Origin of the sequence: Kitasatospora sp. NPDC058063 (genome assembly GCF_042885395.1) — a bacterium.
GTDB classification, from domain to species: domain Bacteria; phylum Actinomycetota; class Actinomycetes; order Streptomycetales; family Streptomycetaceae; genus Kitasatospora; species Kitasatospora lactacystinica.
Window position 1 is genome coordinate 274717 of the sequence record NZ_JBHVSD010000001.1, and the last position, 23722, is coordinate 298438.

General features: G+C 71.5%; 20 protein-coding genes. 10 read left to right on the forward strand and 10 right to left on the reverse strand.

Annotated elements, in window-relative coordinates:
- The first annotated feature begins 365 nt into the window (after positions 1–365).
- Positions 366–1793 (forward strand): CCA tRNA nucleotidyltransferase, encoded by a 1428-nt coding sequence (locus ACFVUY_RS01320; protein ID WP_387727069.1) that lies wholly within the window; start codon positions 366–368, stop codon positions 1791–1793.
- A gap of 90 nt (positions 1794–1883) precedes the next feature.
- On the opposite strand, the gene ACFVUY_RS01325 is transcribed toward ACFVUY_RS01320, so the two are convergent.
- The 5 genes from ACFVUY_RS01325 to ACFVUY_RS01345 all read right to left on the reverse strand — a co-directional run bounded on the left by ACFVUY_RS01325 (position 1884) and on the right by ACFVUY_RS01345 (position 7171).
- Positions 1884–2987, reverse strand: coding sequence for a hypothetical protein (locus tag ACFVUY_RS01325; RefSeq protein WP_387726597.1), 1104 nt, complete (start codon positions 2985–2987; stop codon positions 1884–1886).
- Between the two features lie 37 nt (positions 2988–3024).
- Positions 3025–3705 carry a hypothetical protein gene (locus ACFVUY_RS01330; protein ID WP_387726600.1) on the reverse strand — a complete coding sequence of 227 codons (681 nt, stop codon included), beginning with the start codon at positions 3703–3705 and terminating at the stop codon, positions 3025–3027.
- Between the two features lie 108 nt (positions 3706–3813).
- On the reverse strand, positions 3814–5136 hold the full coding sequence (locus ACFVUY_RS01335) for an MFS transporter (RefSeq protein WP_387691309.1): 1323 nt from the start codon (positions 5134–5136) through the stop codon (positions 3814–3816).
- A gap of 127 nt (positions 5137–5263) precedes the next feature.
- The gene (locus ACFVUY_RS01340; protein ID WP_387691310.1) at positions 5264–6346 is read right to left on the reverse strand and encodes an inositol-3-phosphate synthase; all 1083 of its coding nucleotides are present in this window, start codon (positions 6344–6346) and stop codon (positions 5264–5266) included.
- Between the two features lie 126 nt (positions 6347–6472).
- Complete coding sequence (locus ACFVUY_RS01345; protein WP_359909483.1) at positions 6473–7171, reverse strand: PadR family transcriptional regulator; 699 nt, start codon at positions 7169–7171, stop codon at positions 6473–6475.
- A 518-nt stretch (positions 7172–7689) separates the two neighbouring features.
- On the opposite strand from ACFVUY_RS01345, the gene ACFVUY_RS01350 reads away from it, so the two are divergent.
- Both ACFVUY_RS01350 and ACFVUY_RS01355 read left to right on the forward strand, forming a co-directional pair.
- Positions 7690–10158 carry a transglycosylase domain-containing protein gene (locus ACFVUY_RS01350; protein WP_387726603.1) on the forward strand — a complete coding sequence of 823 codons (2469 nt, stop codon included), beginning with the start codon at positions 7690–7692 and terminating at the stop codon, positions 10156–10158.
- Between the two features lie 192 nt (positions 10159–10350).
- Positions 10351–11928, forward strand: coding sequence for a glycosyltransferase family 87 protein (locus ACFVUY_RS01355; protein WP_387726606.1), 1578 nt, complete (start codon positions 10351–10353; stop codon positions 11926–11928).
- Position 11929: 1 nt separating this feature from the next.
- On the opposite strand, the gene ACFVUY_RS01360 is transcribed toward ACFVUY_RS01355, so the two are convergent.
- The 3 genes from ACFVUY_RS01360 to ACFVUY_RS01370 form a co-directional block, all read right to left on the reverse strand.
- Positions 11930–12964, reverse strand: a complete 1035-nt coding sequence (locus ACFVUY_RS01360; RefSeq protein WP_359909474.1) for an alanine racemase — start codon at positions 12962–12964, stop codon at positions 11930–11932.
- 13 nt (positions 12965–12977) lie between these two features.
- Entirely contained in the window at positions 12978–14096 is a 1119-nt protein-coding gene (locus tag ACFVUY_RS01365) for a peptidoglycan bridge formation glycyltransferase FemA/FemB family protein (protein ID WP_359909471.1), read from the reverse strand.
- Between the two features lie 216 nt (positions 14097–14312).
- Positions 14313–14612, reverse strand: coding sequence for a hypothetical protein (locus tag ACFVUY_RS01370; RefSeq protein ID WP_359909468.1), 300 nt, complete (start codon positions 14610–14612; stop codon positions 14313–14315).
- Between the two features lie 322 nt (positions 14613–14934).
- On the opposite strand from ACFVUY_RS01370, the gene rpsF reads away from it, so the two are divergent.
- The 4 genes from rpsF (at position 14935) to rplI (ending at position 16710) form a co-directional block, all read left to right on the forward strand.
- Positions 14935–15225, forward strand: coding sequence for a 30S ribosomal protein S6 (rpsF, locus tag ACFVUY_RS01375; protein ID WP_188298654.1), 291 nt, complete (start codon positions 14935–14937; stop codon positions 15223–15225).
- A gap of 96 nt (positions 15226–15321) precedes the next feature.
- Complete coding sequence (locus tag ACFVUY_RS01380; protein ID WP_359909464.1) at positions 15322–15930, forward strand: single-stranded DNA-binding protein; 609 nt, start codon at positions 15322–15324, stop codon at positions 15928–15930.
- Between the two features lie 79 nt (positions 15931–16009).
- Complete coding sequence (gene rpsR / locus ACFVUY_RS01385; protein WP_030059640.1) at positions 16010–16246, forward strand: 30S ribosomal protein S18; 237 nt, start codon at positions 16010–16012, stop codon at positions 16244–16246.
- 17 nt (positions 16247–16263) lie between these two features.
- Positions 16264–16710 carry a 50S ribosomal protein L9 gene (gene rplI, locus ACFVUY_RS01390; RefSeq protein ID WP_387691319.1) on the forward strand — a complete coding sequence of 149 codons (447 nt, stop codon included), beginning with the start codon at positions 16264–16266 and terminating at the stop codon, positions 16708–16710.
- Between the two features lie 97 nt (positions 16711–16807).
- Here rplI and ACFVUY_RS01395 read toward each other — a convergent pair whose 3' ends face one another.
- Positions 16808–18154, reverse strand: coding sequence for an MATE family efflux transporter (locus tag ACFVUY_RS01395; RefSeq protein WP_387726609.1), 1347 nt, complete (start codon positions 18152–18154; stop codon positions 16808–16810).
- Positions 18155–18731: 577 nt separating this feature from the next.
- Between ACFVUY_RS01395 and dnaB the strand changes: the two genes are divergently transcribed.
- Positions 18732–20207 (forward strand): replicative DNA helicase, encoded by a 1476-nt coding sequence (dnaB, locus tag ACFVUY_RS01400; protein WP_387727071.1) that lies wholly within the window; start codon positions 18732–18734, stop codon positions 20205–20207.
- A 23-nt stretch (positions 20208–20230) separates the two neighbouring features.
- Here dnaB and manA read toward each other — a convergent pair whose 3' ends face one another.
- Positions 20231–21436 (reverse strand): mannose-6-phosphate isomerase, class I, encoded by a 1206-nt coding sequence (gene manA / locus ACFVUY_RS01405; protein ID WP_387726612.1) that lies wholly within the window; start codon positions 21434–21436, stop codon positions 20231–20233.
- A gap of 334 nt (positions 21437–21770) precedes the next feature.
- Here manA and ACFVUY_RS01410 point away from each other — a divergent pair, with 334 nt between their 5' ends.
- Both ACFVUY_RS01410 and ACFVUY_RS01415 read left to right on the forward strand, forming a co-directional pair.
- Complete coding sequence (locus ACFVUY_RS01410) at positions 21771–22532, forward strand: polyprenol monophosphomannose synthase (protein WP_380353374.1); 762 nt, start codon at positions 21771–21773, stop codon at positions 22530–22532.
- Positions 22533–22732: 200 nt separating this feature from the next.
- Positions 22733–23719 (forward strand): MBL fold metallo-hydrolase, encoded by a 987-nt coding sequence (locus ACFVUY_RS01415; protein WP_387726615.1) that lies wholly within the window; start codon positions 22733–22735, stop codon positions 23717–23719.
- Positions 23720–23722: the final 3 nt, after the last annotated feature.

Sequence of the window (23722 nt, forward strand, 5' to 3'; positions counted from 1 at the left end):
GCTTCGCCCTCGCCGTTCTCGATCGTTCGCTGCTGATGCTGTCGTCCGGCGCGGTCCGCCCGACGGTCTTCGCTTGACTTTCTTGGATCGCTCCGCCCGACGCCGTCGCCGCACCGCTGCCGCGGGGGTTCCCGCGGACGGCGGCGGCGCGCGGCACCGCATCCCCCGTCCGGTGCCCGAGACTCGTCCACCGGCATGGTAACGATGCAGCCCGCGGCGCAGTGTTGCGGGCTGTGGGGTGAGACGCCCAGAACGCGCGGGCGGTTGACCTGTCGGGGCACGTACCCTTGTGAGCCGTGTCCACTGCCAATGAGCCCACCGCGCACACCGACCCCTCCAGCACCGCCGTCCAGGTCGTACCAGGCCTGAGCGAGGCCCAGACCCTCGGCCTCCAAGAGCTGCTGCGGGTGTCGCCGGTCGCCGACGAGATCGCCCGCCGGTTCCAGGCGGCCGGTCACCGGCTGGCGCTGGTCGGCGGGTCCGTCCGGGACGCGCTGCTCGGCCGGCTCGGCAACGACCTGGACTTCACCACCGACGCCCGCCCGCAGCAGGTGCTCAAGCTGGTCAAGGGCTGGGCGGACGCGGTCTGGGACGTCGGCATCGCCTTCGGCACGGTCGGCGCCCGCAAGGACACCCCCGAGGGTTCCTTCCTGATCGAGATCACCACCTACCGCTCAGAGGCGTACGACCGCACCTCGCGCAAGCCCGAGGTCAGCTACGGCGACACCATCGGGGAGGACCTGGTCCGCCGGGACTTCACCGTCAACGCGATGGCCGTCGACCTGCCCGGCCGCGGCTTCGTCGACCCGCACCACGGTCTGGAGGACCTGGAGGCCCGGGTGCTGCGCACCCCCGCCACCCCCGAGGAGTCCTTCTCCGACGACCCGCTGCGGATGATGCGGGCCGCCCGCTTCGCCGCCCAGCTGGACTTCGACCCGGCGCCCGAGGTGGTCGCCGCGATGACCGCGATGGCCGAGCGGCTCACCATCGTCTCCGCCGAGCGGATCCAGGCCGAGCTGAACAAGCTGCTGCTGGCCAAGCACCCGGTGAAGGGCCTGCGGCTGCTGGTCGACACCGGCCTGGCCGGGTACGTGCTGCCCGAGCTCCCCGCGCTGCAGCTGGAGCGGGACGAGCACCACCGGCACAAGGACGTCTACGAGCACTCGCTGACCGTCCTGGAGCAGGCCGTCGACCTGGAGCAGGACGGCCCGGACCTCACCCTGCGGCTCGCCGCGCTGCTGCACGACATCGGCAAGCCGCGCACCCGCCGCTTCGAGTCGGACGGCCGGGTCTCCTTCCACCACCACGAGGTGGTCGGCGCCAAGATGACCCGCAAGCGGATGCGGGAGCTCAAGTACTCCAAGGAGCTCATCGAGGACGTCTCGCGCCTGGTCGAGCTGCACCTGCGCTTCCACGGCTACGGCGGCGGCGAGTGGACCGACTCGGCGGTGCGCCGCTACGTCACCGACGCGGGGCCGCTGCTGGAGCGCCTGCACAAGCTGACCCGCTCCGACTGCACCACCCGCAACAAGAAGAAGGCGGCCGCGCTCTCCCGCACCTACGACGGTCTGGAGACCCGGATCGACGAGCTGAGGGCGCGGGAGGAGCTGGACGCCGTCCGCCCGGCGCTGGACGGCAACCAGATCATGGAGCTGCTCGGCCTCAAGCCCGGCCCGCAGGTCGGCAAGGCGTACAAGCACATGCTCGAACTCCGGCTGGAGCACGGCCCGATGGAGCACGACGAGGCGGTCGGGGCACTGCGGGCCTGGTGGGCCGAGCAGCAGCAGGGCTGAGCCCGGATCCGGATCTCCGGACACGGCGCCGGACACGGCGGGAGGGGTGGCCCCGGCACTCGGCCGGGGCCACCCCTCCTCCGTACCGGGCTACTTGAGCTGCTTCAGGCAGAGCACGTAGTCCAGGGCCGGGAGGTTGGGGTGCTTGCTGGTGTACCAGCTGTCCGACTTCGGCTGCTTCTCGCAGACCTTCTCGTCGGAGGTGGCGAGGTACTTGAAGACGATCTTGTACTGCGCCTTGGTGTCGGTGCAGGGCACCACGGTGATCTTCGGGTGGGTGTCGGTGGTCTCGCTGGTGCCGTTCGCGTTGCGCAGGCAGTCGCCGGGGTTGGCCGCGTCCACCTTGCTGTCCGAGTCGGTCGGCGTGGTGACCGGCGGGAACGTCAGCGTCGGGACCGGCAGCGTGAAGGTCGGCGCGGGGATGACCGGTGACGTGTAGGTCGGCTTCGGCAGCGGCATGGGCGAGAAGGTCAGCACGGTGGGGGACGGCGTCGGGTCGGCGACCGGGTCGACCTTCTTCGGGCCGAGCACCCCGGTCGCGGCCAGGGCCACGGTGACCGCCAGCGAGACCGGCACCAGCAGCATCGCGATGTGCGGCCGGCCGGTCAGCGGAACGCCCGGGTTCAGCTGGGGGCCGTGGCTGCCCGGGACGGGCGGCGGCAACTGCTTGAACTTGTTGTGCGGGCCGAGGTTCAGCAGCAGCGTGATCGGGGTCAGCAGCCAGGACACCAGGCTCCACCAGCCCTGGACCAGCGTCCGGGCCGACATGTCGCGCACCGTCGCCGTTCCGCAGGTGCGGCAGAACGGGCCGGTCATCCGCAGCATCCGGTAGGCGATGATCAGGCCCTGGTGGCCGCGGACGGTGGCGTTCACCGCCGGGTAGCCGCCGCAGAACCGGCAGGTGGTCCCGTCCGTCGGCGGCGGCGGCGGGTACCCGTAGCCGTAGCCGTCCGGCGGGGGCTGGACGCCGTACGGCTGCTCGGGCGGCGGCGGGGCGCTCGGGTAGCCGTATCCGGGCGCCGGCGGCGGTGCGCCGTATTCGGGCGCCGGCGGCGGTGGGGGCGGTGCGCCGTATCCGGGCGCCGGCGGCGGTGGGGGCGGTGCGCCGTAGGAGCCGCCGGAGGCGTACGGGTTGCCGTCGCCCGGTGGCGGGCCGTACGGCATCTGCGGTGGAGGCGGAGGCGGAGCGGACAAGGGGGTCCCCCGGGAAGGAAAGGAGAGGTGGAAGAGGTCAGGACTTCTTCACCGGCGGGACGCCGGTGGTGGCGGGCGCCAGCGGGCCGAGGCAGAGCACGTACCGCTTCTTGTTCCAGCGGCGGCCGCTCTTGCCCGAGACCGAGCTCGTGGTCTGCGGCGTCTGCTTGCAGCGGGTCACGTCCGTGGTGCCCTCGAACTTCGACAGAACGCGGTAATTCGCTTTGCTGTCAGTGCACTTGACGATTTCGACGTCGCGGGAGCCGCTCGCCCGCACACAGTCCCCGGGCTTGGCGCTGCTGACGCTCGGCCCGGCCACGAAGTAGCCCACGGCCAGCGCCACGCAGCCGCCGACCAGCCCGACGATCCGCAGCTTGGACCGGATGCCGCGCTTGGCGGCCGGCGCGGGCGGCACCGCCGGGGCGGGCTGGGGCGGGCCGTACGGTCCGGCGGGCGGCTGCTGCCCATACGGTCCGGGGGCCGGCTGTCCGTACGGCTGCTGTCCGTAGGGCGGTTGGCCGGGCTGCTGCTGCCCGTAGGCGGGCGGCTGTCCGTACCCGGGCGGCGGGCCGTAGCCGGGCGGGGCCGGCGGCGCGGGCTGCCCGTAGGCCGGCGGCGGTCCGTACGGCGCGGCCGGCGGGGGAGGCGGTGCCCCGTACGGCGTGGCGACGGGCGGCCCCACCGGGGCCGGGCCGTACGGATTCGGCGGTGTGCTCATCAGTTCGTCCCCCGAGACGGAGTTCTGTCGATCCGACAGGTTCGAGTACCTTGGCGAGTCGGTCGGACGCCGTCGGCCGCGAGTCCCGAGGGTTCCCAGGAGGCCTGGTCACCGGGGGAGCGGGCTCCGGCGGGCGGCGCGCAGGTAGAGGACCGCCGTCAGGGCGTATACCCCGGCGACCCCCAGCACCACCGCGACCGAGCGGCCGGACAGCGGCAGCACCAGCGCCGTGACCAGGGCGGCGGCCACGAAGGCGACGTTGAACAGCACGTCGTAGATGGCGAAGACCCGGCCGCGGTACTCGTCCTCGACCGACTCCTGCACCGCCGTGTCGGCGCAGATCTTGGTGCCCTGGGTGACCACCCCGAGCAGCAGGGCGGCGATCAGGCAGGGCACCAGGGTGAAGCTCAGGCCCAGGGCGGGGACGAAGGCCACGGGGGCGACCAGGCAGGCCGTCATCCACCCGGCCAGGCCCAGCCGACGGGTGCACCAGGGGCTGACCAGCGCGGCGACGAAGAACCCGGCGGCGGACAGACCCACCGCCTGGCCGAGGGTGACCAGCCCGGCCGCGCTGTCGGTCGGGTCGTTGAAGGTGTACCGGGCGAGCATCACCACGACCACGATCAGCACGCCGTAGCAGAACCGGGCCGCGGTGACGGCGGCCAGCGCGTGCACGGCGGGCCGGCAGTCCCGCACGAGGTGGCGCACCGCGGCGCCGAGTTCGACGGCGGCCCGGACCAGTGCCTGGCCGAGCGCCGGGCGGCCCTCGTGCTGCTCCGGGCCGAGCAGGTCGCGGTCCATCCGCCGGGCGGCCAGCGCGGCCGACAGGTAGAGCAGCGCGGCCACCGTGACCAGGGCGGCGTCGGCCTGAGGCCCGGGAGCCATCAGCTGGTGCAGCGCGAAGCCGATGCCCCCGCCCGAGGCGGCGGCGACCGTCCCGAGGGTGGGGGAGAGGGCGTTGGCGGTGACCAGCTGGTCCTGCTCCACCACCCGGGGCAGGGCGGCGGACAGGCCGGCCAGGATGAACCGGTTGAGCGCGGTGACCAGCAGGGCCGAGGCGAAGAACAGCCAGGTCGGCGCCTGCGCCAGCAGCAGCGCGCCGGTGCCCAGGCCCAGCACGAAGCGGGCCAGGTTGCCGAAGTAGAGCACCTGGCGGCGGCGCCAGCGGTCCAGCAGCACACCGGCGAACGGGCCGATGACCGAGAACGGCAGCAGCATCACGGCCAGCACCGAGGCGATGTCGGCGGGGGAGGACTGCTTCTCGGGGGAGAACACCACGTACGCGGCGAGCGAGACCTGGAAGACGCCGTCCGAGAGCTGGGAGAGCACCCGGGCGGTCAGCAGCCGCCGGAAGTCGCGGCCCTTCAGCAGGTCCAGGAGCGTGGCGCGGTGCGCGGACTGGTGGGTGCTGCCGTTCTCGGTGATCGCCACCCGCCCAGAGTGCCATGGAACCGGCCACTGTTTCACGTGAAACATTGGCCGCGAGAACGTGAAGGGCCCACGGTCCGAAGACCGTGGGCCCCTCCTACGGCTGTGCGAGCCGTGAGCGGTCAGCCGCTCAGCGCTCGACCTCGCCGCGGATGAACTTCTCGACGTTCTCGCGGGCCTCGTCGTCGAAGTACTGGACCGGCGGGGACTTCATGAAGTACGAGGAGGCCGACAGGATCGGGCCACCGATGCCGCGGTCCTTGGCGATCTTCGCGGCGCGGACGGCGTCGATGATGACACCGGCGGAGTTCGGGGAGTCCCAGACCTCCAGCTTGTACTCCAGGTTCAGCGGGACGTCGCCGAACGCGCGACCCTCCAGGCGGACGTACGCCCACTTGCGGTCGTCCAGCCAGGCCACGTAGTCCGAGGGACCGATGTGGACGTTCTTGGCGCCCAGCTCGCGGTCGCGGATCTGCGAGGTGACGGCCTGGGTCTTGGAGATCTTCTTGGACTCCAGGCGCTCGCGCTCGAGCATGTTCTTGAAGTCCATGTTGCCGCCGACGTTCAGCTGCATGGTGCGCTCGAGGATGACACCGCGGTCCTCGAACAGCTTGGCCATCACGCGGTGCGTGATGGTGGCGCCGACCTGGGACTTGATGTCGTCACCGACGATCGGCACGCCGGCCTCGGTGAACTTGTCCGCCCACTCCTTGGTGCCCGCGATGAACACCGGCAGGGCGTTCACGAAGGCGACCTTGGCGTCGATGGCGCACTGGGCGTAGAACTTGGCCGCGGCCTCGGAACCGACGGGCAGGTAGCAGACCAGGACGTCGACCTGCTGGTCCTTGAGGACCTGGACGACGTCGACCGGAGCCTCGTCCGACTCCTCGATGGTCTCCAGGTAGTACTTGCCCAGGCCGTCGAGGGTGTGGCCGCGCTGGACGGTCACGCCGGTCGGCGGCACGTCGCAGATCTTGATGGTGTTGTTCTCGCTGTTGCCGATGGCGTCGGCCAGGTCGAAGCCGACCTTCTTGGCGTCGACGTCGAAGGCGGCGACGAACTCCACGTCACGGACGTGGTAGTCACCGAACTGGACGTGCATCAGCCCGGGGACCCTGCCGGCCGGGTCGGCGTCCTTGTAGTACTCGACACCCTGCACCAGCGACGCGGCGCAGTTGCCCACGCCCACGATGGCTACGCGAACCGAACCCATTCCGGTTGCTCCCTGTGATCTCATGAGGACCGCCGGGGTCGGCGGAACTCGTCCTGCTTCTTCGATGACTGCATGTACGGGCGCGAGGCGCCCGATCCTGCCGCGCGGCACAGGGCTGGCGCGGTGTCAGCGCTCCTGGGCGGAGCGCCCCGGGCGGTCGTACGGTGGCCCGGGCGGGTCCTGGGACCCGTCCTCCTGGCCACGGCCGTCCGAAGTCTTGTGGGGGCCGGCGGCGGGGCCGCCGGCGTCGGAGCCGGTCCGACCGGTGCGGTTGGACCGCTCGGTCTCGATCAGCTCGTTGAGCCAGCGGACCTCGCGCTCCACCGACTCCAGTCCGTGCCGCTGGAGTTCGACGGTGTAGTCGTCGAACCGCTCGCGGGCGCGGGCCAGCGAGTTGCGCATCCGCTCCAGCCGCTCCTCCAGCCGGCTGCGGCGCCCCTCCAGGACGCGCATCCGCACGGCCCGGTCGGTCTGGCCGAAGAAGGCGAAGTGCACGCCGAAGTGCTCGTCCTCCCAGGCGTCCGGGCCGGAGTCGGCGAGCAGTTCCTCGAAGCGCTGCTTCCCCTCGGCGGAGAGCCGGTAGACGATCTTGGACCGCTTGCCGTTGAGCGCGGTGGCCGGGACGTACTCGACGTCCGGGTTGTCCTCGACCAGGAAGCCCTGGGCGACCAGGCTCTTCAGGCAGGGGTAGAGCGTTCCGTAGGAGAGCGCCCGGAACGTGCCGAGCAGGATGTTCAGCCGCTTGCGCAGCTCGTAGCCGTGCATCGGGGCGTCGTGGAGCAGTCCGAGGACGGCGAACTCCAGCACTCCTGAGCGTCTGCCCATCGCCTTCGTCCTCCTCCCTCTCGGTGTCCGTCCGGCCGCCGCATCCGGCGGTATTCCGCTTCGATGTATCGGCTCGATATATCGAGAACAGTAAACCCGGCCCTCGGAACGAGCAAGGGGGGCACGCGTGAATGTGATCACAAGCCGACGCGCAGGTGAGGTTGGCAACGGGCTTGTAATGATCTGTTGCCGTTTTGCGGGCATTGGCAACTGATGTCCGATTAGTTGTATATCCGTGCTGCGTACGCTGTCGCGTGTGCACGAGGACCACCTCCGGGATCAGGGCGGTTGGCGGGCATCGGACGTGAACCCTGCCTTCAGGCTGGAAACGCCTGGCGAGGAGTGGCTGGAAGATGAGCGAGCGACGGCGAAGGACGCCCAACCCGGGCGGTGACGGGCAGCAGCCCCCGGGAGGCGGCGGCCGTCGGGGAGGTGGGTCGGAGCCCGACGAGCTGAGCTCGGACGGCGTCGGCCGACGCCGCCCCTCGGGGGTGAGGGAGACCGCACAACAGCCCCGGATGACCCGTGCGGAGATGCGCAAGGCTGCCCAGAAGAAGGGCAAGGGCGGCGGCCGGCGCGGTGACGCCGCGGCCTCCGCCGCCGTGGCCGCGAGCCCCGGCAAGAAGCGCTTCATCGACTACCCGCGGTTCGGCAAGAGCGGCATCCGGCGCTGGCTGCCGTCCTGGAAGCAGTGGCTGAGCGGCTTCCTGCTGGTCTTCGGCTGCTTCGTCGGCCTGGTGTTCTACCTGTACCAGAGCACCAAGGTCCCGGAGCTGAACGATCTGGTGCAGAACCAGAACACGATCTACTACTGGGCCGACAGCACGGAGATGACCCGCAAGGGCCAGACCAACCGTCAGATCGTCGAGCTCAAGGACATCAGCCCCAACCTCCAGAACGCCGTCATCGCCGCGGAGAACAAGAGCTTCCAGACCGACAGCGGCATCGACCCCAAGGGCATGCTCCGCGCCGTCTGGAACATGGCGAAGGGGGGTGAGACCCAGGGCGCCTCGACGATCACCCAGCAGTACGTGAAGAACGCCTACCTGAGCCAGGAGCAGACCCTCAGCCGCAAGGTGAAGGAGTTCTTCATCACGCTGAAGATCAATCAGGAGAAGAAGAAGCCCGAGATCCTCACCGGCTACCTCAACACCAGCTGGTTCGGCCGCGGCGCGAACGGCGCCCAGGCGGCCGCCCAGGCGTACTACGGGGTGGACGCCAAGGACCTCAACGTCTGCCAGAGCGCCATGCTGGCCGGTCTGCTCAAGGGTGCGGCGTACTACGACCCCACCAACCCGGACAACAAGGAACGGGCCCAGGGCCGGTGGAGCTGGATCCTGGACCAGATGGTGGACACCAAGGCCATCACCCCGGACGAGCGCGCCAAGTGCAACGTGTTCCCGGACCCGATCCCGCAGAAGCCCAGCTCCAACATGAACGGTGAGATCAGCTACCTGGTCGACACCGCCAACAAGTACGTGATGGCCACCGACAAGTCGATCACCCCGCAGATGATCGACCGGGGCGGCCTGAAGATCTACACCACCTTCGAGAAGGACAAGGTCGACGCGCTGAAGAGCGCCGTCGACGCCGTCAAGTCGGAGAACCTCAACCCGCAGAAGCGGCCGGACAACGACACCAACATCCAGTTCGGCTCCGCCAGCATCCGCCCCGGCGACGGCGCGATCGTCGCCCTCTACGGCGGCGACGGCGTGGAGAACGGCCACTTCGACAACAACGCCGACGCCACCGGCGTCCAGGTCGGCTCGACCTTCAAGCCCTTCGTGCTGGCCACCGCGATGCAGACCGGCGTGCAGACCGCGAAGGACGACAAGGGCAAGCCGAAGCGGATCAACGCCGACAGCCGCTACCTCGCCGACGACATGTCCGAGATCCGCAAGGCGGACGGCTCGCTGGTGATCGGAGACGACGGCAAGCCGTACCGGCAGAAGAACGAGGACTCCGGCAAGCGCGGCTACGTCTCGCTGCGGATGGCCATGCAGTACTCGTACAACGTGCCCTTCGTCCAGCTCAACCAGGACGTCGGCGGCCAGAACGTGGCCGACATCGCGGTGCAGATGGGCGTCAAGAAGGAGAGCCTCGCCGACCCGAAGACGGCGACCTTCCCGCTCGGCACCTCCACCATCAGCCCGATCCGGATGGCCACCGCCTACGGCACCCTGGCGGCCAGCGGCAAGGAGGCCGAGCCGTACTCGGTCACCAAGGTCGAGGTGAGCGGCGTGGAGCGCCCGGGCTTCGGCAAGAAGGAGCCCAAGGTCGCGCTGGAGCCGGCCGTCGCCGACAACGTCACCGACGTGCTGGTGAACGTGGCCGTGAACGGTACCGGTAAGAAGACGAAGGACCTGGGCCGCCCGGTGGCCGGCAAGACCGGTACCACCGACCAGAACAAGTCGGCCTGGTGGGTCGGCTACACCCCGCAGCTGGTGACCAGCGTCGCGATGTGGCGCGAGGACCCGACCAAGCACGAGCGGCAGTCGCTCAACGGGACCGGCGGCAAGGAGTCCATCCACGGTGGTGACATCCCGACCGATGTCTTCACCCGGTACATGAAGGCCGCGCTGGCCAACGAGAAGAAGATGGACTTCCCGACCCCGCAGCCGGTCGGCACCGAGGTCGACTCCTCCGGTGCGCCGTCCACGGCCTCCGCGGCGGCCACTCCGACCACGGCCGACACCCCGACGGCCCCGGCGCAGCCCCAGTCGCAGGCGCCGCAGCCGCCGGTGCAGCCGCAGCCCACCCAGACCTGCGTGCCCGGCGTGGACTGCCCCGGCGACCAGCCCAGCCCGTCGAGCACCAGGAACCCGCACCCGGGCAACAGCTGTCTGCCGTTTGTCGGCTGCCAGACGCAGCCCCCGGGACCGACGGACAGCTCGTCGCCGGGCGGCGGCGGAAAGCCGGGCGGTGGCGGAAAGCCGACGCCGAGCAGCACCGGCGGCGGCCAACAGGGCGCGGCAGCCGGGCAGTAGCCCGGTCCCGGCTCGACCCCGAACGGCGGTGGCGGTCCTCCTCGGAGGGCCGCCACCGCCGTTTTCGTCCGGATCACCGCCGTTCCGGCCCGGCCGTCGCGTCGCGACCGGCGGGCCGCCCGCCGGGCGGGGGCGCGGACCGTTGCGGGGGCCTCCTCGTCCCGACGGGATCGGTGCGGCAGGATGTCCGGCATGACGTCGAGCGATCGTGACGAAACCGCCGGCCCGGTCGGGTCCGGCGCCGCCGCAGGGCCCCTCCCGGCAGCCGTCGCCACGGCCGCGCCACCGGTCAACACCGTGGTCGTCCCGGCCGACGAGGACCCGGTGGCGGCGGCCGGCAGCGAGGTGTTCGGCGGGCCGCCGGGCCGCCGTGCGCTGCTCGGCGTCTCCTGGTGGATCCCGGCGCGCTTCCTGGCGCTCGCGGTGATCGTGGTGTCGGTGCTCGGCATGGTGCAGAAGCTGCCCTGCTACGAGCAGGCCTGGTTCCAGCCGGGCTCGCCGCAGTACATCCACGCCTGCTACAGCGACATCCCGCACCTGTTCTCCGGACGCGGCTTCGCGGCCGGGCTGCACCCGTACGTGGACCGCATCCCGGGCTCCTCGGGGGACCTCCAGTACCTGGAGTACCCGGTGCTGACCGGCCTGTTCATGCAGGTCGCGGCCTGGCTGACGCCCGGCGGCGGCGACCAGCAGAGCCAGGAGCAGTGGTTCTGGGCGATCAACGCCGGGCTGCTGATGGCCTGCGCCGTGGTCGCCGCGGTGGCGCTCTCGCGCACCCACCGGCGCCGCCCGTGGGACGCGCTGCTGTTCGCGCTCGCCCCGGTCCTGCTGCTCAACGGCACCGTCAACTGGGACCTGCTCGCGGTCGCCCTGGCCGCCGTGGCGATGGCCTGGTGGGCCGGTGCCCGGCCGGGCTGGGCCGGTGTCTTCATCGGTCTGGCCACCGCGGCCAAGCTCTATCCACTGCTGCTGATCGGCCCGCTGCTGGTGCTCTGCTGGCGGGCCGGCAAGTGGCGCGAGTTCCGGGTGATGCTGGGCGGCGCGGTCGGCGCCTGGCTGGTGGTCAACCTGCCGATCATGGTGGCCAACTGGCGGGGCTGGTCGACCTTCTACGTGTTCAGCAAGCACCGCGGCGAGGACTACGGCTCGTTCTGGCTGATCCTGATGCAGCGCCGCGGCGCCGGGCTGGCCGACCTCGACGTCTACATCGGCGTGCTGATGGTGCTGGGCTGCCTGGCCATAGCGTGGCTCGGCTTCTCGGCCGCGCGCCGGCCGCGCTTCGCCCAGCTGGCCTTCCTGGTGGTCGCGCTCTTCGTGCTGGCCAACAAGGTGTACTCGCCGCAGTACGCGCTCTGGCTGCTGCCGCTCGCGGTGCTGGCCCGGCCGCGCTGGCGGGACTTCCTGATCTGGCAGGCCTGCGAGGTGCTCTACACCCTGGGCATCTGGTCCCACCTGGGCCTGGTCACCGGCTCCAAGCAGCACGGGATCAGCGAGGGCTGGTACCACTTCGCGATCGGACTGCACCTGCTGGGCACGCTCTACCTGGTCGCCCTGGTGGTCCGCGACGTCCTCCACCCGGACCGCGACCCGGTCCGCTGGGACGGCAGCGACGACCCCTCCGGCGGGGTGCTGGACCACGCCCCGGACGTGTCCGTACTGGGCACCGCCCGTCGGCTGCGCGAGGAGGAGAGCTACGCCGCGTACGCGCCGGCCGGCCCCGGGCAGTGGCTCGACGAGCCCGAACTGCCGGAGCCGGCCGAGAAGCCGTAGCTCAGCGGTCCACCACGCGGTCGAAGTGCGTGGTGGTGTGCCGGACCTGGAGACCGAGCTCCTCGCCGATCGCGGGGGGCGTGGTCTCCCCGTCCAGGAACAGCAGCGAGACCTGCATGTGCGGCGGCTCGGCGAACCACAGCTGCTTGCCGGCCCAGTGGAACGGCGACTTGGTCTTGTTGACCGTCGCCAGGCCGGCCCGGGCGATGCCCTTGGCCCGCGCCCCCATGCTCTGGACGTACTTGGGCGCCTCCAGGCCGATGCCGTGCGCGGTGCCGCCGGCGACCACCAGGATGTGGCCGTCGGAGGGCGCCGGGTGCTGGCGGTAGCCGTAGCGGTCGCCCTTCCGCAGCTGGGTGACGTCCAGGACGGTGGCCCGGACCTCCAGCGCGGCGTGGTCGCCCAGCCAGAGCCGGGTGCCGATCCGGGCCCGGAAGACCGTCTGCGGGTAGCGCTGGGCCAGCTGGTCCAGGCCGGCCGCGCCGAGGTGGCTGACGAACACCGTGTGCACCGGGATGCCGGCCGCCCGGGCGGTGTCCACCCAGTACGCGACCTCCTCGACGGGGCTGGAGCCGTCCGGCCGGTCCATCGGCAGGTGCAGCGCCAGGCCCTCGAAGCTCACGCCCTCCAGCTCGGCGGCGACGGTGCGCAGGTCGTCCGCGCTCACGCCGTGCCGGCGCATGGTGGTCATGCACTCCAGCACCACCCGGGCGCCGTGCAGCGCGCGCAGCGCGTCCACGCTGGCCACCGTCCGGATCACCCGGGCGTGCGGCAGCGGCAGCGCCTCCTCGCCGACCCGGTACGGGGTGAGCACCAGCAGCTCGCCGCCGTACCACTCGGCGGCGTCGGCCGCCTCGTACGCGGTACCGACGGCGAGCACCCCGGTGCCCAGCAGCGTCGCCTCCTCGGCCAGCCGGTGGTTGCCCAGGCCGTAGCCGTTCCCCTTGGCGACCGGCACCAGGCCGGGGAACTCGGCGAGGACGGAGCGCTGGTGGGTGCGCCAGCGTTCGGTGTCGAGGTAGAGCGACAGCGTCATCGGGGCAGCCTCCTCAGCGGCGGGACATGTAGAGGTCGAGGGCCTTGTGCAGCAGCTTGTTGAGCGGGAAGTCCCACTCGCCGAGGTACTCGGCCGCCTGGCCGCCGGTGCCGACCTTGAACTGGATCAGACCGAACAGGTGGTCGTCCTCGTCCAGGGTGTCACTGATGCCGCGCAGGTCGTACACCCCGCCGCCGAGGGCGTAGGAGTCGCGCATCATCCGCCACTGGATGGCGTTGGACGGCTTGACCTCGCGCTTGTGGTTGGCCGAGGCGCCGTAGGAGTACCAGACGTGCTCGCCGACCACGAGCATCGTGGTGGCGGCCAGCGGCTCGCCCTGGTGGTAGGCGATGTAGAGCCGCATGCGGTTCGGGTCCTCGGCCACGAGGGCCTTCCACATCCGCTGGAAGTAGGCCAGCGGGCGCGGGGTGAACTTGTCGCGCTCGGCGGTGACCAGGTAGAGCTGGTGGAAGATCGGCAGGTCGTCGTAGCCGCCCTGGACGACCTCGACGCCGCTCTTCTCGGCCTTCTTGATGTTGCGGCGCCAGAGCTGGTTGAAGTTCTTGTGGATGTCGTCCAGCGAGCGGTTGGCCAGCGGCACCTGGAAGACGTAGCGGGGCTGGACGTCGCCGAAGCCCGCGCCGCCGTCCTCGCCCTGGAGCCAGCCGGCCTTGCGCAGCCGGTCGGCCACCTCGAAGGCGCGGGCCTCGTACCAGTCGGCCTCGACGTCGCGCAGCCGCTTGGCCTGCTTGGCGGCGATGGCCTCCTTGATGGTGGGGGCGTTCCAGCGGCGGATGACGATCGGCGGGCCCATCTTCACCGAGAACGCGCCCTGCGACTTGAGGTGCGCCAGCATCGGGGAGAGCCAGCGGTCGAGGTCGCGGTCGAACCAGTCGATGACCGGGCCCTCGGGCAGGTAGGCGAGGTAGCGCTTGAGCTTGGGCAGCTGGCGGTACAGGACCAGGCCGGCGCCGACGAGCTGGTTGGCCTCGTCGAACCAGCCGATCGACTCGGACCGCCACTCGGCCTTCACGTCACCCCACGACGGCACCTGCATGTGGCTGGCCGAGGCGCGGCTCCTGATGAAGGCGAGGTGCTCCTCGCGGGTGATCGTCCTCAGGCGCAGGCTCATTGCTCGGTGCTCCTCGTCGGTCGGGCTGCGGTGGCCCCAGTTCTCGGGCTTGACCCTATCGTCCGGGGCTCGCGCACCCGTCGTGGTGGGCACGACGGCGCCCCCGCCGGGTACCTGTCTCCTCTGCAGATACGCGACGGGGGCGGCGAGGGTTCCGGGCGGGCCCTGTGGGCTCGGTCCCAGTGGCGGCGGCGCGGGGCGGGCGCGGGGGAGGGGTCAGCCCCAGAGACCGCCCCGGGCGATGCCGAGGTAGAAGCCGAGCGCGGCGGCGCCGAGCGAGACCATCAGGACGAAGCGCTCGGCGGTGGTGACCGAGACGAACATGCCCCACAGGCCCGTGACGATGCCGAACAGGCCGGTCCACGAGGTCAGCAGGTGCAGGTTGTGGAAGAACGAGGTGGTGAACGCGATCACGCCCAGCAGGGCGGTGACGCCCACCAGGGTGTTCTCGCGGGGGTGCGGGTGGCCGTCGGTGTTCAGCGTGAGGGCGGGCATGCGGTGGACGGACTGGGCCATGGGTCCCACCTCCTGGCGTGGAGACGAACGGGCAGGAATCCCGTTCCGTCCAGATTGCGGTGCTTGGGTCGCTCTCACAACCCCTATGCGTTTTGTTCGGCCGTCCGGGTGCAGGTAGGCTGTGCCGTCTGCACTGGTGTAGTTGTGCCCCCTTTGCGTCCGCTTCCGGGCGACGACCACTTTCGGGTGGAGCAGGGGGCCGATTGTCCGACCCGGCCGCTACGGTGGGCCGGAGTCGTCACTGCTCCGGTGCCGACGCTACGCACAACCCTCCTGCCACGGAGAGACCGTGGCCGCTGAGTCCAAAGGAGGTGGGTTACTCATGCGTCACTACGAGCTGATGGTCATCCTCGACCCCTCGGTCGAGGAGCGCGCTGTCTCCCCCCTGATCGAGAGCTTCCTCGCTGTCGTCCGCAACGCGGGTGGCAAGGTGGAGAAGGTCGACACCTGGGGTCGCCGCCGTCTGGCTTACGAGATCAACAAGCAGTCCGAGGGCATCTACTCGGTCATCGACCTCAAGGCCACGCCTGAGGTCGTCAAGGAGCTCGACCGCCAGCTGGGCCTGAGCGAGTCGGTTCTGCGGACCAAGGTCCTGCGCCCGGACACCCACTGAGCCACCTCTGAGGCCTTCGGGTCTCGGGTAGCTCGCGTCCGCTGTTTCACGTGAAACAGCGACGAACGGACATCTTCCCGAGAGGTCATCACCACCATGGCAGGCGAGACCGTCATCACCCTCGTCGGCAATCTCGTCGACGACCCCGAGCTGCGCTTCACCCCGTCGGGTGCGGCGGTCGCGAAGTTCCGCATCGCGTCCACCCCCCGCACCTTCGACCGTCAGACGAACGAGTGGAAGGACGGCGAGAGCCTCTTCCTCACGTGCAACGTCTGGCGGCAGCCGGCGGAGAACGTGGCCGAGTCGCTGCAGCGCGGCATGCGCGTCATCGTGCAGGGCCGACTGCGCCAGCGGTCTTACGAGACCAAGGAAGGCGAGAAGCGGACGGTCTTCGAGGTCGAGGTCGACGAGGTCGGCCCGAGCCTGCGCTCGGCGACCGCCAAGGTCACCCGGGCCAACCGGTCCGGCGGCCCCGGTGGCGGCTTCGGCGGCCAGCAGGGTGGCGGCCAGCAGGGCGGCGGTAACTGGGGCGGCGGCGGTGGCGGCCAGCAGGGCGGCGGCAACTGGGGTGGAAACTCCGGTGGCGGCCAGTCCGGTCCCTCCGACGACCCCTGGGCCTCCAGCGCCCCGTCCGGTGGAAACCAGGGCGGCGGCTGGGGTGCCCCGTCCGGTGGCAGCGGTTTCTCGGAAGAGCCCCCGTTCTAAGAGCTGACAGATTTCGTGCGGCCCGGCGGCCGGCGTCCCCGGACGCCCGCCGGGCCGTGAACCCCAAATGGAGCACACAATGGCGAAGCCGCCTGCTCGCAAGCCGAAGAAGAAGGTTTGCGTCTTCTGCAAGGACAAGGTCAACTACGTTGACTACAAGGACACGAACCTGCTGCGGAAGTACATCTCCGACCGCGGAAAGATCCGTGCCCGTCGGGTGACCGGCAACTGCACCCAGCACCAGCGTGACGTCGCCACGGCCGTGAAGAACAGCCGTGAGATGGCGCTGCTGCCCTACACCAGCACCGCGCGCTAAGAGAGGGTGACCAAGTAATGAAGATCATCCTCACGCACGAGGTGCCGGGTCTCGGCTCCGCCGGCGAGGTCGTCGAGGTCAAGGACGGCTACGCCCGCAACTACCTGGTCCCGCGTGGCTTCGCCATCCGCTGGACCAAGGGTGGTCAGAAGGACGTCGACGCCATCCGTCGCGCCCGGAAGATCCACGCCATCCAGACCCTCGAGGCCGCCAACGAGGTCAAGGGTCAGCTCGAGGGCGTCCAGGTCAAGCTGGCCGTCCGCTCGGGCGAGGCCGGCCGCCTGTTCGGCTCGGTGACCCAGTCCGACGTCGTCGAGGCCATCAAGGCCGCCGGCGGCCCGGCCGTGGACAAGCGCGCCGTCGCGATCGCCTCGCCGATCAAGACCGTGGGCTCCCACAAGGTCTCGGTCAAGCTGCACTCGGACGTCGTGGCCAACCTCGACGTCGCCGTCGTGGCTGCCTGAGCTCCGTAGCCAAGGCCCGAGGGCCGGACTCCTCCGGGAGTCCGGCCCTCGGTCATTTCCGGACGGGACCCCCGCGGGAGTCCCGTCCGGAGCCGTTTCAGCCGCGCACCGCCCCGGTGACCAGCCACTTGCCGCCGCGGGCGCGCCAGGCCAGGAAGCCGGCCCGCAGCAGCATGAACAGGTTCATCGCCCACCAGAGCCCGGCCAGTCCGGTGCCGGTGGCCGGGACCGCCAGGGCCACCGGGACGAACACCGCCAGGGTCGCGAGCCCCGCCCACGCCAGGTACGGCCCGTCCCCGGCGCCCATCAGCACGCCGTCCAGCACGAAGACCAGGCCGGCCACCGGCTGGGTGAGCGCGAGCAGCAGCAGGGCGGTGTCCAGCTGGGCCCGGACGGCCGGATCGGGCGTGAACAGCGGGACGTACAGCGGGCGGGCGAGGACCACCAGCAGGCCGAGCACCAGCCCGGAGACGATGCCCCACTCGACCATCCGCCGGGTGGCGGCCCGGGCGCCGGGGGCGTCCGAGGCGCCGAGGTAGCGGCCGATGATGGCCTGGCCGGCGATCGCGATGGCGTCCAGCGCGAAGGCCAGGAAGTTGAACAGCGCCATGGTGATCTGGTGGGCGGCCACCTGGTCGTCGCCGAGCCTGGCGGCCACCGCGGTGGCGGTCATCAGCACCGCGCGCAGGCTGATCGTCCGGACCAGCAGCGGGCCGCCGGCTCTGGCACTGGCCCGGATGCCCGCCGTGTCCGGCCGCAGCGAGGCCCCCTCCCGGCGGGCGCCGCGGACCACCACGACCAGGTAGGCGGCGGCCATCCCGGTCTGGGCGAGCACGGTGCCCCAGGCCGACCCGGCCACCCCGAGCCCGGCGCCGTACACCAGGCCGACGTTCAGGCCGATGTTGGCGGCGAAGCCGGCGACGGCCACCACCAGCGGTGTGCGGGTGTCCTGGAGGCCGCGCAGCACACCGGTGGCGGCCAGCACCATGAGCATCGCCGGGATGCCCAGGGAGCTGATCCGCAGGTACGTCACCGCGTGCGGCGCGGCGGTCGCCGAGGCGCCCAGCGCGTCGGCCGCCCAGGGGGCCAGCAGCAGGGTGAGGAGCACCACCGGGACGGCCAGGCCCAGGGCGAGCCAGATGCCGTCGATGCCCTGCTGCACGGCGCCCCGGCGGTCTCCGGCGCCGATCCGGCGGGCGACCGCCGCGGTGGTGGCGTAGGCGAGGAAGACGAACACGCCGGTCGCGGTGGAGAGCGCGGCGGAGGCGACGCCCACCCCGGCCAGCTGGGGGGTGCCGAGGTGGCCGACGATCGCCGAGTCGGCCATCAGGAAGAGCGGTTCGGCGACGAGCGCGCCGAAGGCCGGGACGGCCAGGGCGAGGATCTCCCGGTCGTGCCGGCGTCGCGAGGGGGCCGGGGCCGGGGTCGTGGGCGAGGCGGTCATGGGCTCCAGGCTACTCATCCACAGGTAATGGATGTAAGTGCTATGTGACCATTACTCGAAATCTTGAGCGGTGCGGTTCGCCCGCTCTGTGCCCACAGCCGTTCGGAGGTGTGTGAAGAATTTCTCATGCACAGGCCCGGAACGAGGTAATCCCAGGTCAACAGGTTGACGGTGGATCGATGGTCCGGTTATCCACAGGAACGTCCACAGGGGTGTCCACAGCTTTGCGGCAGTTCTCCACAGGAGAGGGCCGGTCATCCACACCCCCTGTGGATAACCGCCTTGGCGCAACGGCGTCCGGCGCCTTAGCGTGGGCCCTCCGCCCGACACTCCCGCCGCACCGGCGTCCGATTTGTCGGAGCCGTGGCGTACAAAGAGGAGCGGATCCGCTCCACCCAGCCACCGGCAAGCCCGCTCCAACTTCGCACCACTCGCTGATCGGGGAACACGCGTGACCGGCCCCCAGTACGACGACCACGACGCCCCGCCGCCGGAGGAGGAGTGGCAGACCGCCGAGGACCCCTTCCCGGCCGGCGCCTTCGACGACGCGCCCTTCCCGGACGGCCCGGGGGACCGGCTGCCGGTCTCGCGCGGCCGCGGCGAGGGACGTCAGGGCGGTGGCCGCGACGGCTTCCAGAAGGGCGGCTTCCAGAAGGGTGGCAAGGGCGGCCGGTCGGAAGGCGGCCGGCAGCGCCGGGACGAGGGCGACGGCGACGGCGGGGCGGACGGCTTCGAGCGCGTCCCGCCGCAGGACCTGGCCGCCGAGCAGTCCGTCCTGGGCGGCATGCTGCTCTCCAAGGACGCCATCGCCGACGTGGTCGAGGTGCTCAAGCCGGCCGACTACTACCGGCCCGCGCACGAGATGGTGCACGGCGCGATCCTCGACCTCTACGCCCGCGGCGAGCCGGCCGACCCGATCACCGTGGCCGGCGAGCTGACCAAGCGCGGCGAGCTCCAGCGGGTCGGCGGCGCCTCGTACCTGCACACCCTGGTCAACTCCGTCCCGACCGCGGCCAACGCCGAGTACTACGCCCAGATCGTCCACGAGCGCGCGGTGCTGCGCCGGCTGGTCGAGGCGGGCACCCGGATCGCCGGCATGGGCTACGCGGCCGAGGGCGACGTGGACGAGATCGTCAACGCCGCCCAGGCGGAGATCTACGCCGTCACCGAGCAGCGCACCAACGAGGACTACGCGCCGCTCGCCGACATCATGGAGGGCGCCCTCGACGAGATCGAGGCGATCGGCTCCCGGCAAGGCCAGATGTCCGGCGTGCCGACCGGCTTCGCCGACTTCGACGCGCTGACCAACGGCCTCCACCCCGGCCAGATGATCGTCATCGCGGCCCGCCCCGCCATGGGCAAGTCCACCCTCGCGCTGGACTTCGCGCGGGCCTGCTCGATCCAGCACAAGCTGCCGAGCGTCATCTTCTCGCTCGAAATGGGCCGCAACGAGATCGCCATGCGCCTGCTCTCCGCCGAGGCGCGGGTGGCGCTGCACCACATGCGCTCCGGGAACATGACGGACGACGACTGGACGCGGGTGGCCCGCCGGATGCCCGACGTCAGCGAGGCGCCGCTGTTCATCGACGACTCGCCGAACCTGTCGATGATGGAGATCCGGGCCAAGTGCCGTCGGCTGAAGCAGCGCAACGACATCAAGCTGGTCGTCATCGACTACCTCCAGCTGATGCAGTCCGGCGGCTCCCGGCGGGCCGAGAACCGTCAGCAGGAGGTCTCGGACATGTCCCGTAACCTCAAGCTGCTGGCCAAGGAGCTGGAAGTCCCGGTCATCGCGCTGTCCCAGCTGAACCGTGGTCCCGAGCAGCGCACCGACAAGCGGCCGATGGTCTCCGACCTCCGCGAGTCCGGCTCGATCGAGCAGGACGCCGACATGGTCATCCTGCTGCACCGCGAGGACGCCTACGAGAAGGAGTCCCCCCGCGCGGGCGAGGCCGACCTGATCGTCGCCAAGCACCGAAACGGTCCGACCGCGACCATCACGGTGGCCTTCCAGGGCCACTACTCGCGCTTCGTCGACATGACCCGGGACTGAGCCCGGAGCGCGCGGGGGGCCGGTCAGACGGTGACGGTGGCGCGGAACAGCGTGCTGCCGGTGCCGCTCAGGCGGGTCGGGGCGCCGGTGGCGGGGAGGAAGGCGCACTGGCCGCGGGCCAGGTCCAGGACGGTGCCGTCGGCGGCGGTCAGGCGGGTGGCGCCCTCGGTGCAGAGCAGGATCTGCGGGGTGCGGCCGTCGATCCGGCGCTCCGTACCGTCCAGGACGAAGCGGGAGAGCCGGAACTCGTCGATCGGCACGGGATAGAGCTCCTCGCCCGGGGTGCCCGGGACCGGGGCCGGTTCCAGCACCTCGGGGGCGCCGGCCTCGAAGACCACGACCTCCAGCAGCTCCGGCACGTCGATGTGCTTCGGGGTGAGGCCGGCCCGCAGCACGTTGTCGGAGTTGGCCTGGAGCTCCACGCAGACGCCGGACAGGTAGGCGTGCGGCACCCCGGCGCCCAGGTAGAGCGCCTGGCCGGCCCGCAGCCGGACGTGGTTGAGCAGCATGCCGGCGATCACGCCTCGGTCGTCCGGGAAGTCCTCGGCGATCCGGGCGTACGGGGCGTACTCCCCGTCGGGGTCGGTCAGCGCCAGCACCTCGACGGTCCGCCGGACGGTCTCCCCGTCCAGCGAGAGGGCGGCGGTCAGGGCGCCGCGCAGCGCCTCGGACTCTCCCCCGGCCTTCGGCCGGGAGGTGCCCCCACCGGCGGCCAGCCGCTCGATCACCGGGGCGAGCCCGGGCACCGCGAGTCCGGTCAGCAGCCGGGCTGCCCCGGCGGGCCGGCGGAAGCCGCACAGGCCCTCGAAATCGCCCAGCGCGCAGACCATCTCGGGCTTGTGGTTGGCGTCCCGGTAGTTGCGCTCGGGGGCGTCCAGGGGGATCCCGAGGGCGTTCTCGGCGGCGAAGCCGGCCCGGGCCTGGTCGAGGGTGGGGTGGGCCTGGATGGACAGCGGGATGCCCGCGGCCAGGACCTTGAAGAGGAACGGCAGGGCCGGGCCGAACCTGGCGACGCTCGCGGCGCCCAGTTCGCCCTCGGGGTCGGCGGCGATCAGCTCGTCCAGCCGGCGCGGGCCCTCGCCGCGGTCGGCGCGCGACGGTGCCCCGGGGTGGGCGCCCATCCACAGCTCGGCCTGCGGTTCACCGGTCGGCCGCTGCCCGAGCAGCTCGGGCAGGGCAGTGAGCGACCCCCAGGCGTACGGGCGGACGGTGTTGACGAGCCTGTCCATGCGCGCGGTCCTACTCCTTCGCTGTCTGGGCGGCCCCGGGTGTCCCGAGTCCGGATCGCCGGGACGCTCCCGGCGGTGCGGGCGGTCCGGGCACGGGCAAGGGAAACGACCCTAGCCGACCGGTGTCACCCAACGGGAAACGGCGGGCATCGGGTGGGAGTGCCGCGGTCGGGCGGGTGGTTCCCAGCGCGGTAGTAGGATGCCAGGACGCAGTAGCCTCCGCCCTGCGCGCAGTTCGCCACCGGGTCCCCCCGGCGGGTTGCCGGCGGAGCCGCGTTCCAGAGTGCGGGCGCCGGTGTTCCGAGACCCCCGCCATCGGCCGAGAGGTTTGTACGTGACCGTGAACCAGCAGAGTTTTGCTGATCTCGGCAAGGTCCTGGTGATCATCCCGACCTACAACGAGGCGGAGAACGTCGAGCGGATCGTCGGCCGGGTCCGTGCCGCCGTGCCCGAGGCGCACGTGCTGGTCGCCGACGACAACAGCCCCGACGGCACCGGCGAACTGGCCGACAAGCTGGCCGTCGAGGACGAGCACGTCCACGTCATGCACCGCAAGGGCAAGGAGGGCCTGGGCGCCGCCTACCTCGCGGGCTTCCGCTGGGGCATCGACAACGGCTACGACGTCCTGGTCGAGATGGACGCGGACGGCTCGCACCAGCCCGAGGAGCTCGACCGGCTGCTGGGCGCGCTGCGCGGCGCCGACCTGGTGCTGGGCTCCCGCTGGGTGCCGGGCGGCCGGGTGGTGAACTGGCCGAAGTCGCGGCTGCTGCTCTCGCGCGGCGGCTCGACCTACTCGCGGCTGATGCTGGGCGTGCCGATCCGGGACGTCACCGGCGGCTACCGGGCGTTCCGCAAGGAGACCCTGCTGGGCCTGGGCATGGACGAGGTCGCCTCGGCCGGGTACTGCTTCCAGGTCGACCTGGCCTGGCGCACGGTGAAGGCCGGGTTCAAGGTCGCCGAGGTGCCGATCACCTTCGTCGAGCGCGAGCTCGGCGCGTCCAAGATGAGCCGCAGCATCGTGGTCGAGGCACTGTGGCGGGTGACCACCTGGGGCGTCACCGACCGGCTGGCCCGGCTGCGCGGCGCCCGGCGCTGACCGACCGGACAGCCCTCCCGTGCCCGAAGGGCCCGTCCGCCGGAACCGGTGGCCGGGCCCTTGCGCATGTGCCGCCCGGAGCGCGGTGTGACGTGGAGCGGAGGCGCGCCCCGCCGGGCGCGCCTTCCGCGCATTCGGCCGCCGGTGCTCCCATGCTGTAGGGCGCAGGACATCCGACCGCCGACCAGAGGGAGCAGCCCGTGACGACGTCCCCGTCCGAGGAGAGCGCCGGCGCGGAGCGTGCCCAGGTCGGGCCGCCGGAGGCCGGACAGCCGGCCCGGCCGCTGGAGGTCGCCGTCTTCACCGGCCCCGAGTCGGCCTTCTTCGCCACCTCCACCCTGATCCTCGGCGAGCGGACCGCGATCCTGGTGGACGCCCAGCTGACCCGCAGCGCCGGGCGCGAGCTGGCCGAGTGGGTCGCCGGCAAGGGCAGACGGCTGCTCGCCGTGGTGGTCACCCACCAGCACCCGGACCACTACTTCGGCGCCGAGGAGGTGCTGCGGCTCTTCCCCGACGCGCAGCTGCTGGCCGCCCCGGCCGTGGTCGAGGGCATCCGGCGCACCGTCGCCGCGAAGGTCGCGCAGTGGAAGCCGGTGTACGGCGACGACATCCCGGACCACCCGCTGATCCCCGCCCCGCTGCTGCCGCAGCCGCTGATGCTGGACCGGCAGGTGATCCCGGTGCTGCTGCTCGGCCAGGCCGACTGCGGGGACTCCACGGTCGTCCACGTGCCGAGCGTCCGCACCGTGATCGCCGGGGACTTCGTCCACAACGGCACCCACGTCTGGACCGCCGACACCACCCCGGCCCAGCGCACCACCTGGGGGCACAACCTCGGCCGGATCGCCGACCTCGGCGCGGACCGGGTGATCGCCGGCCACCGCGCCCCGGGCCAGGGCGACGACGCCGCCCGGGTGCTGGCCTTCACCGGCGAGTACCTCCAGGACTTCGACCGGCTGCTGGCCGAGCACCCGGACGACCCGGAGGCGCTGGTCACGGCGATGAACGAGCGGTACGGGGAGCTGACCCTGCCGTCCATCCTGGAGCTGGGCGCGGCGGCCAACACCGCCCGCGCGGCCGGGGCCGCGCCCGGCGCGGAGGCTCAGGACGCGCAGGAAGCGCAGGAAGCGCAGGAAGCGCAGGAGGCGCCGGAGCGGCCGGAGGACGACGGGACCGCGGCGCGGTAGGGC

Bases quoted from the DNA above. Each gene is read 5' to 3' on its own strand.
- rpsF (WP_188298654.1), top strand. From the start codon at position 14,935: ATGCGTCACTACGAGCTGATGGTCATCCTCGACCCCTCGGTCGAGGAG.
- ACFVUY_RS01360 (WP_359909474.1), bottom strand. From the start codon at position 12,964: ATGACGCTGTCGCTCTACCTCGACACCGAACGCTGGCGCACCCACCAG.
- manA (WP_387726612.1), bottom strand. From the start codon at position 21,436: ATGGACAGGCTCGTCAACACCGTCCGCCCGTACGCCTGGGGGTCGCTC.
- ACFVUY_RS01330 (WP_387726600.1), bottom strand. From the start codon at position 3,705: ATGAGCACACCGCCGAATCCGTACGGCCCGGCCCCGGTGGGGCCGCCC.
- ACFVUY_RS01395 (WP_387726609.1), bottom strand. From the start codon at position 18,154: ATGACCGCCTCGCCCACGACCCCGGCCCCGGCCCCCTCGCGACGCCGG.
- ACFVUY_RS01365 (WP_359909471.1), bottom strand. From the start codon at position 14,096: ATGAGCCTGCGCCTGAGGACGATCACCCGCGAGGAGCACCTCGCCTTC.
- ACFVUY_RS01345 (WP_359909483.1), bottom strand. From the start codon at position 7,171: ATGGGCAGACGCTCAGGAGTGCTGGAGTTCGCCGTCCTCGGACTGCTC.
- ACFVUY_RS01380 (WP_359909464.1), top strand. From the start codon at position 15,322: ATGGCAGGCGAGACCGTCATCACCCTCGTCGGCAATCTCGTCGACGAC.
- rpsR (WP_030059640.1), top strand. From the start codon at position 16,010: ATGGCGAAGCCGCCTGCTCGCAAGCCGAAGAAGAAGGTTTGCGTCTTC.
- rplI (WP_387691319.1), top strand. From the start codon at position 16,264: ATGAAGATCATCCTCACGCACGAGGTGCCGGGTCTCGGCTCCGCCGGC.
- ACFVUY_RS01370 (WP_359909468.1), bottom strand. From the start codon at position 14,612: ATGGCCCAGTCCGTCCACCGCATGCCCGCCCTCACGCTGAACACCGAC.
- ACFVUY_RS01340 (WP_387691310.1), bottom strand. From the start codon at position 6,346: ATGGGTTCGGTTCGCGTAGCCATCGTGGGCGTGGGCAACTGCGCCGCG.
- ACFVUY_RS01350 (WP_387726603.1), top strand. From the start codon at position 7,690: ATGACCCGTGCGGAGATGCGCAAGGCTGCCCAGAAGAAGGGCAAGGGC.
- ACFVUY_RS01355 (WP_387726606.1), top strand. From the start codon at position 10,351: ATGACGTCGAGCGATCGTGACGAAACCGCCGGCCCGGTCGGGTCCGGC.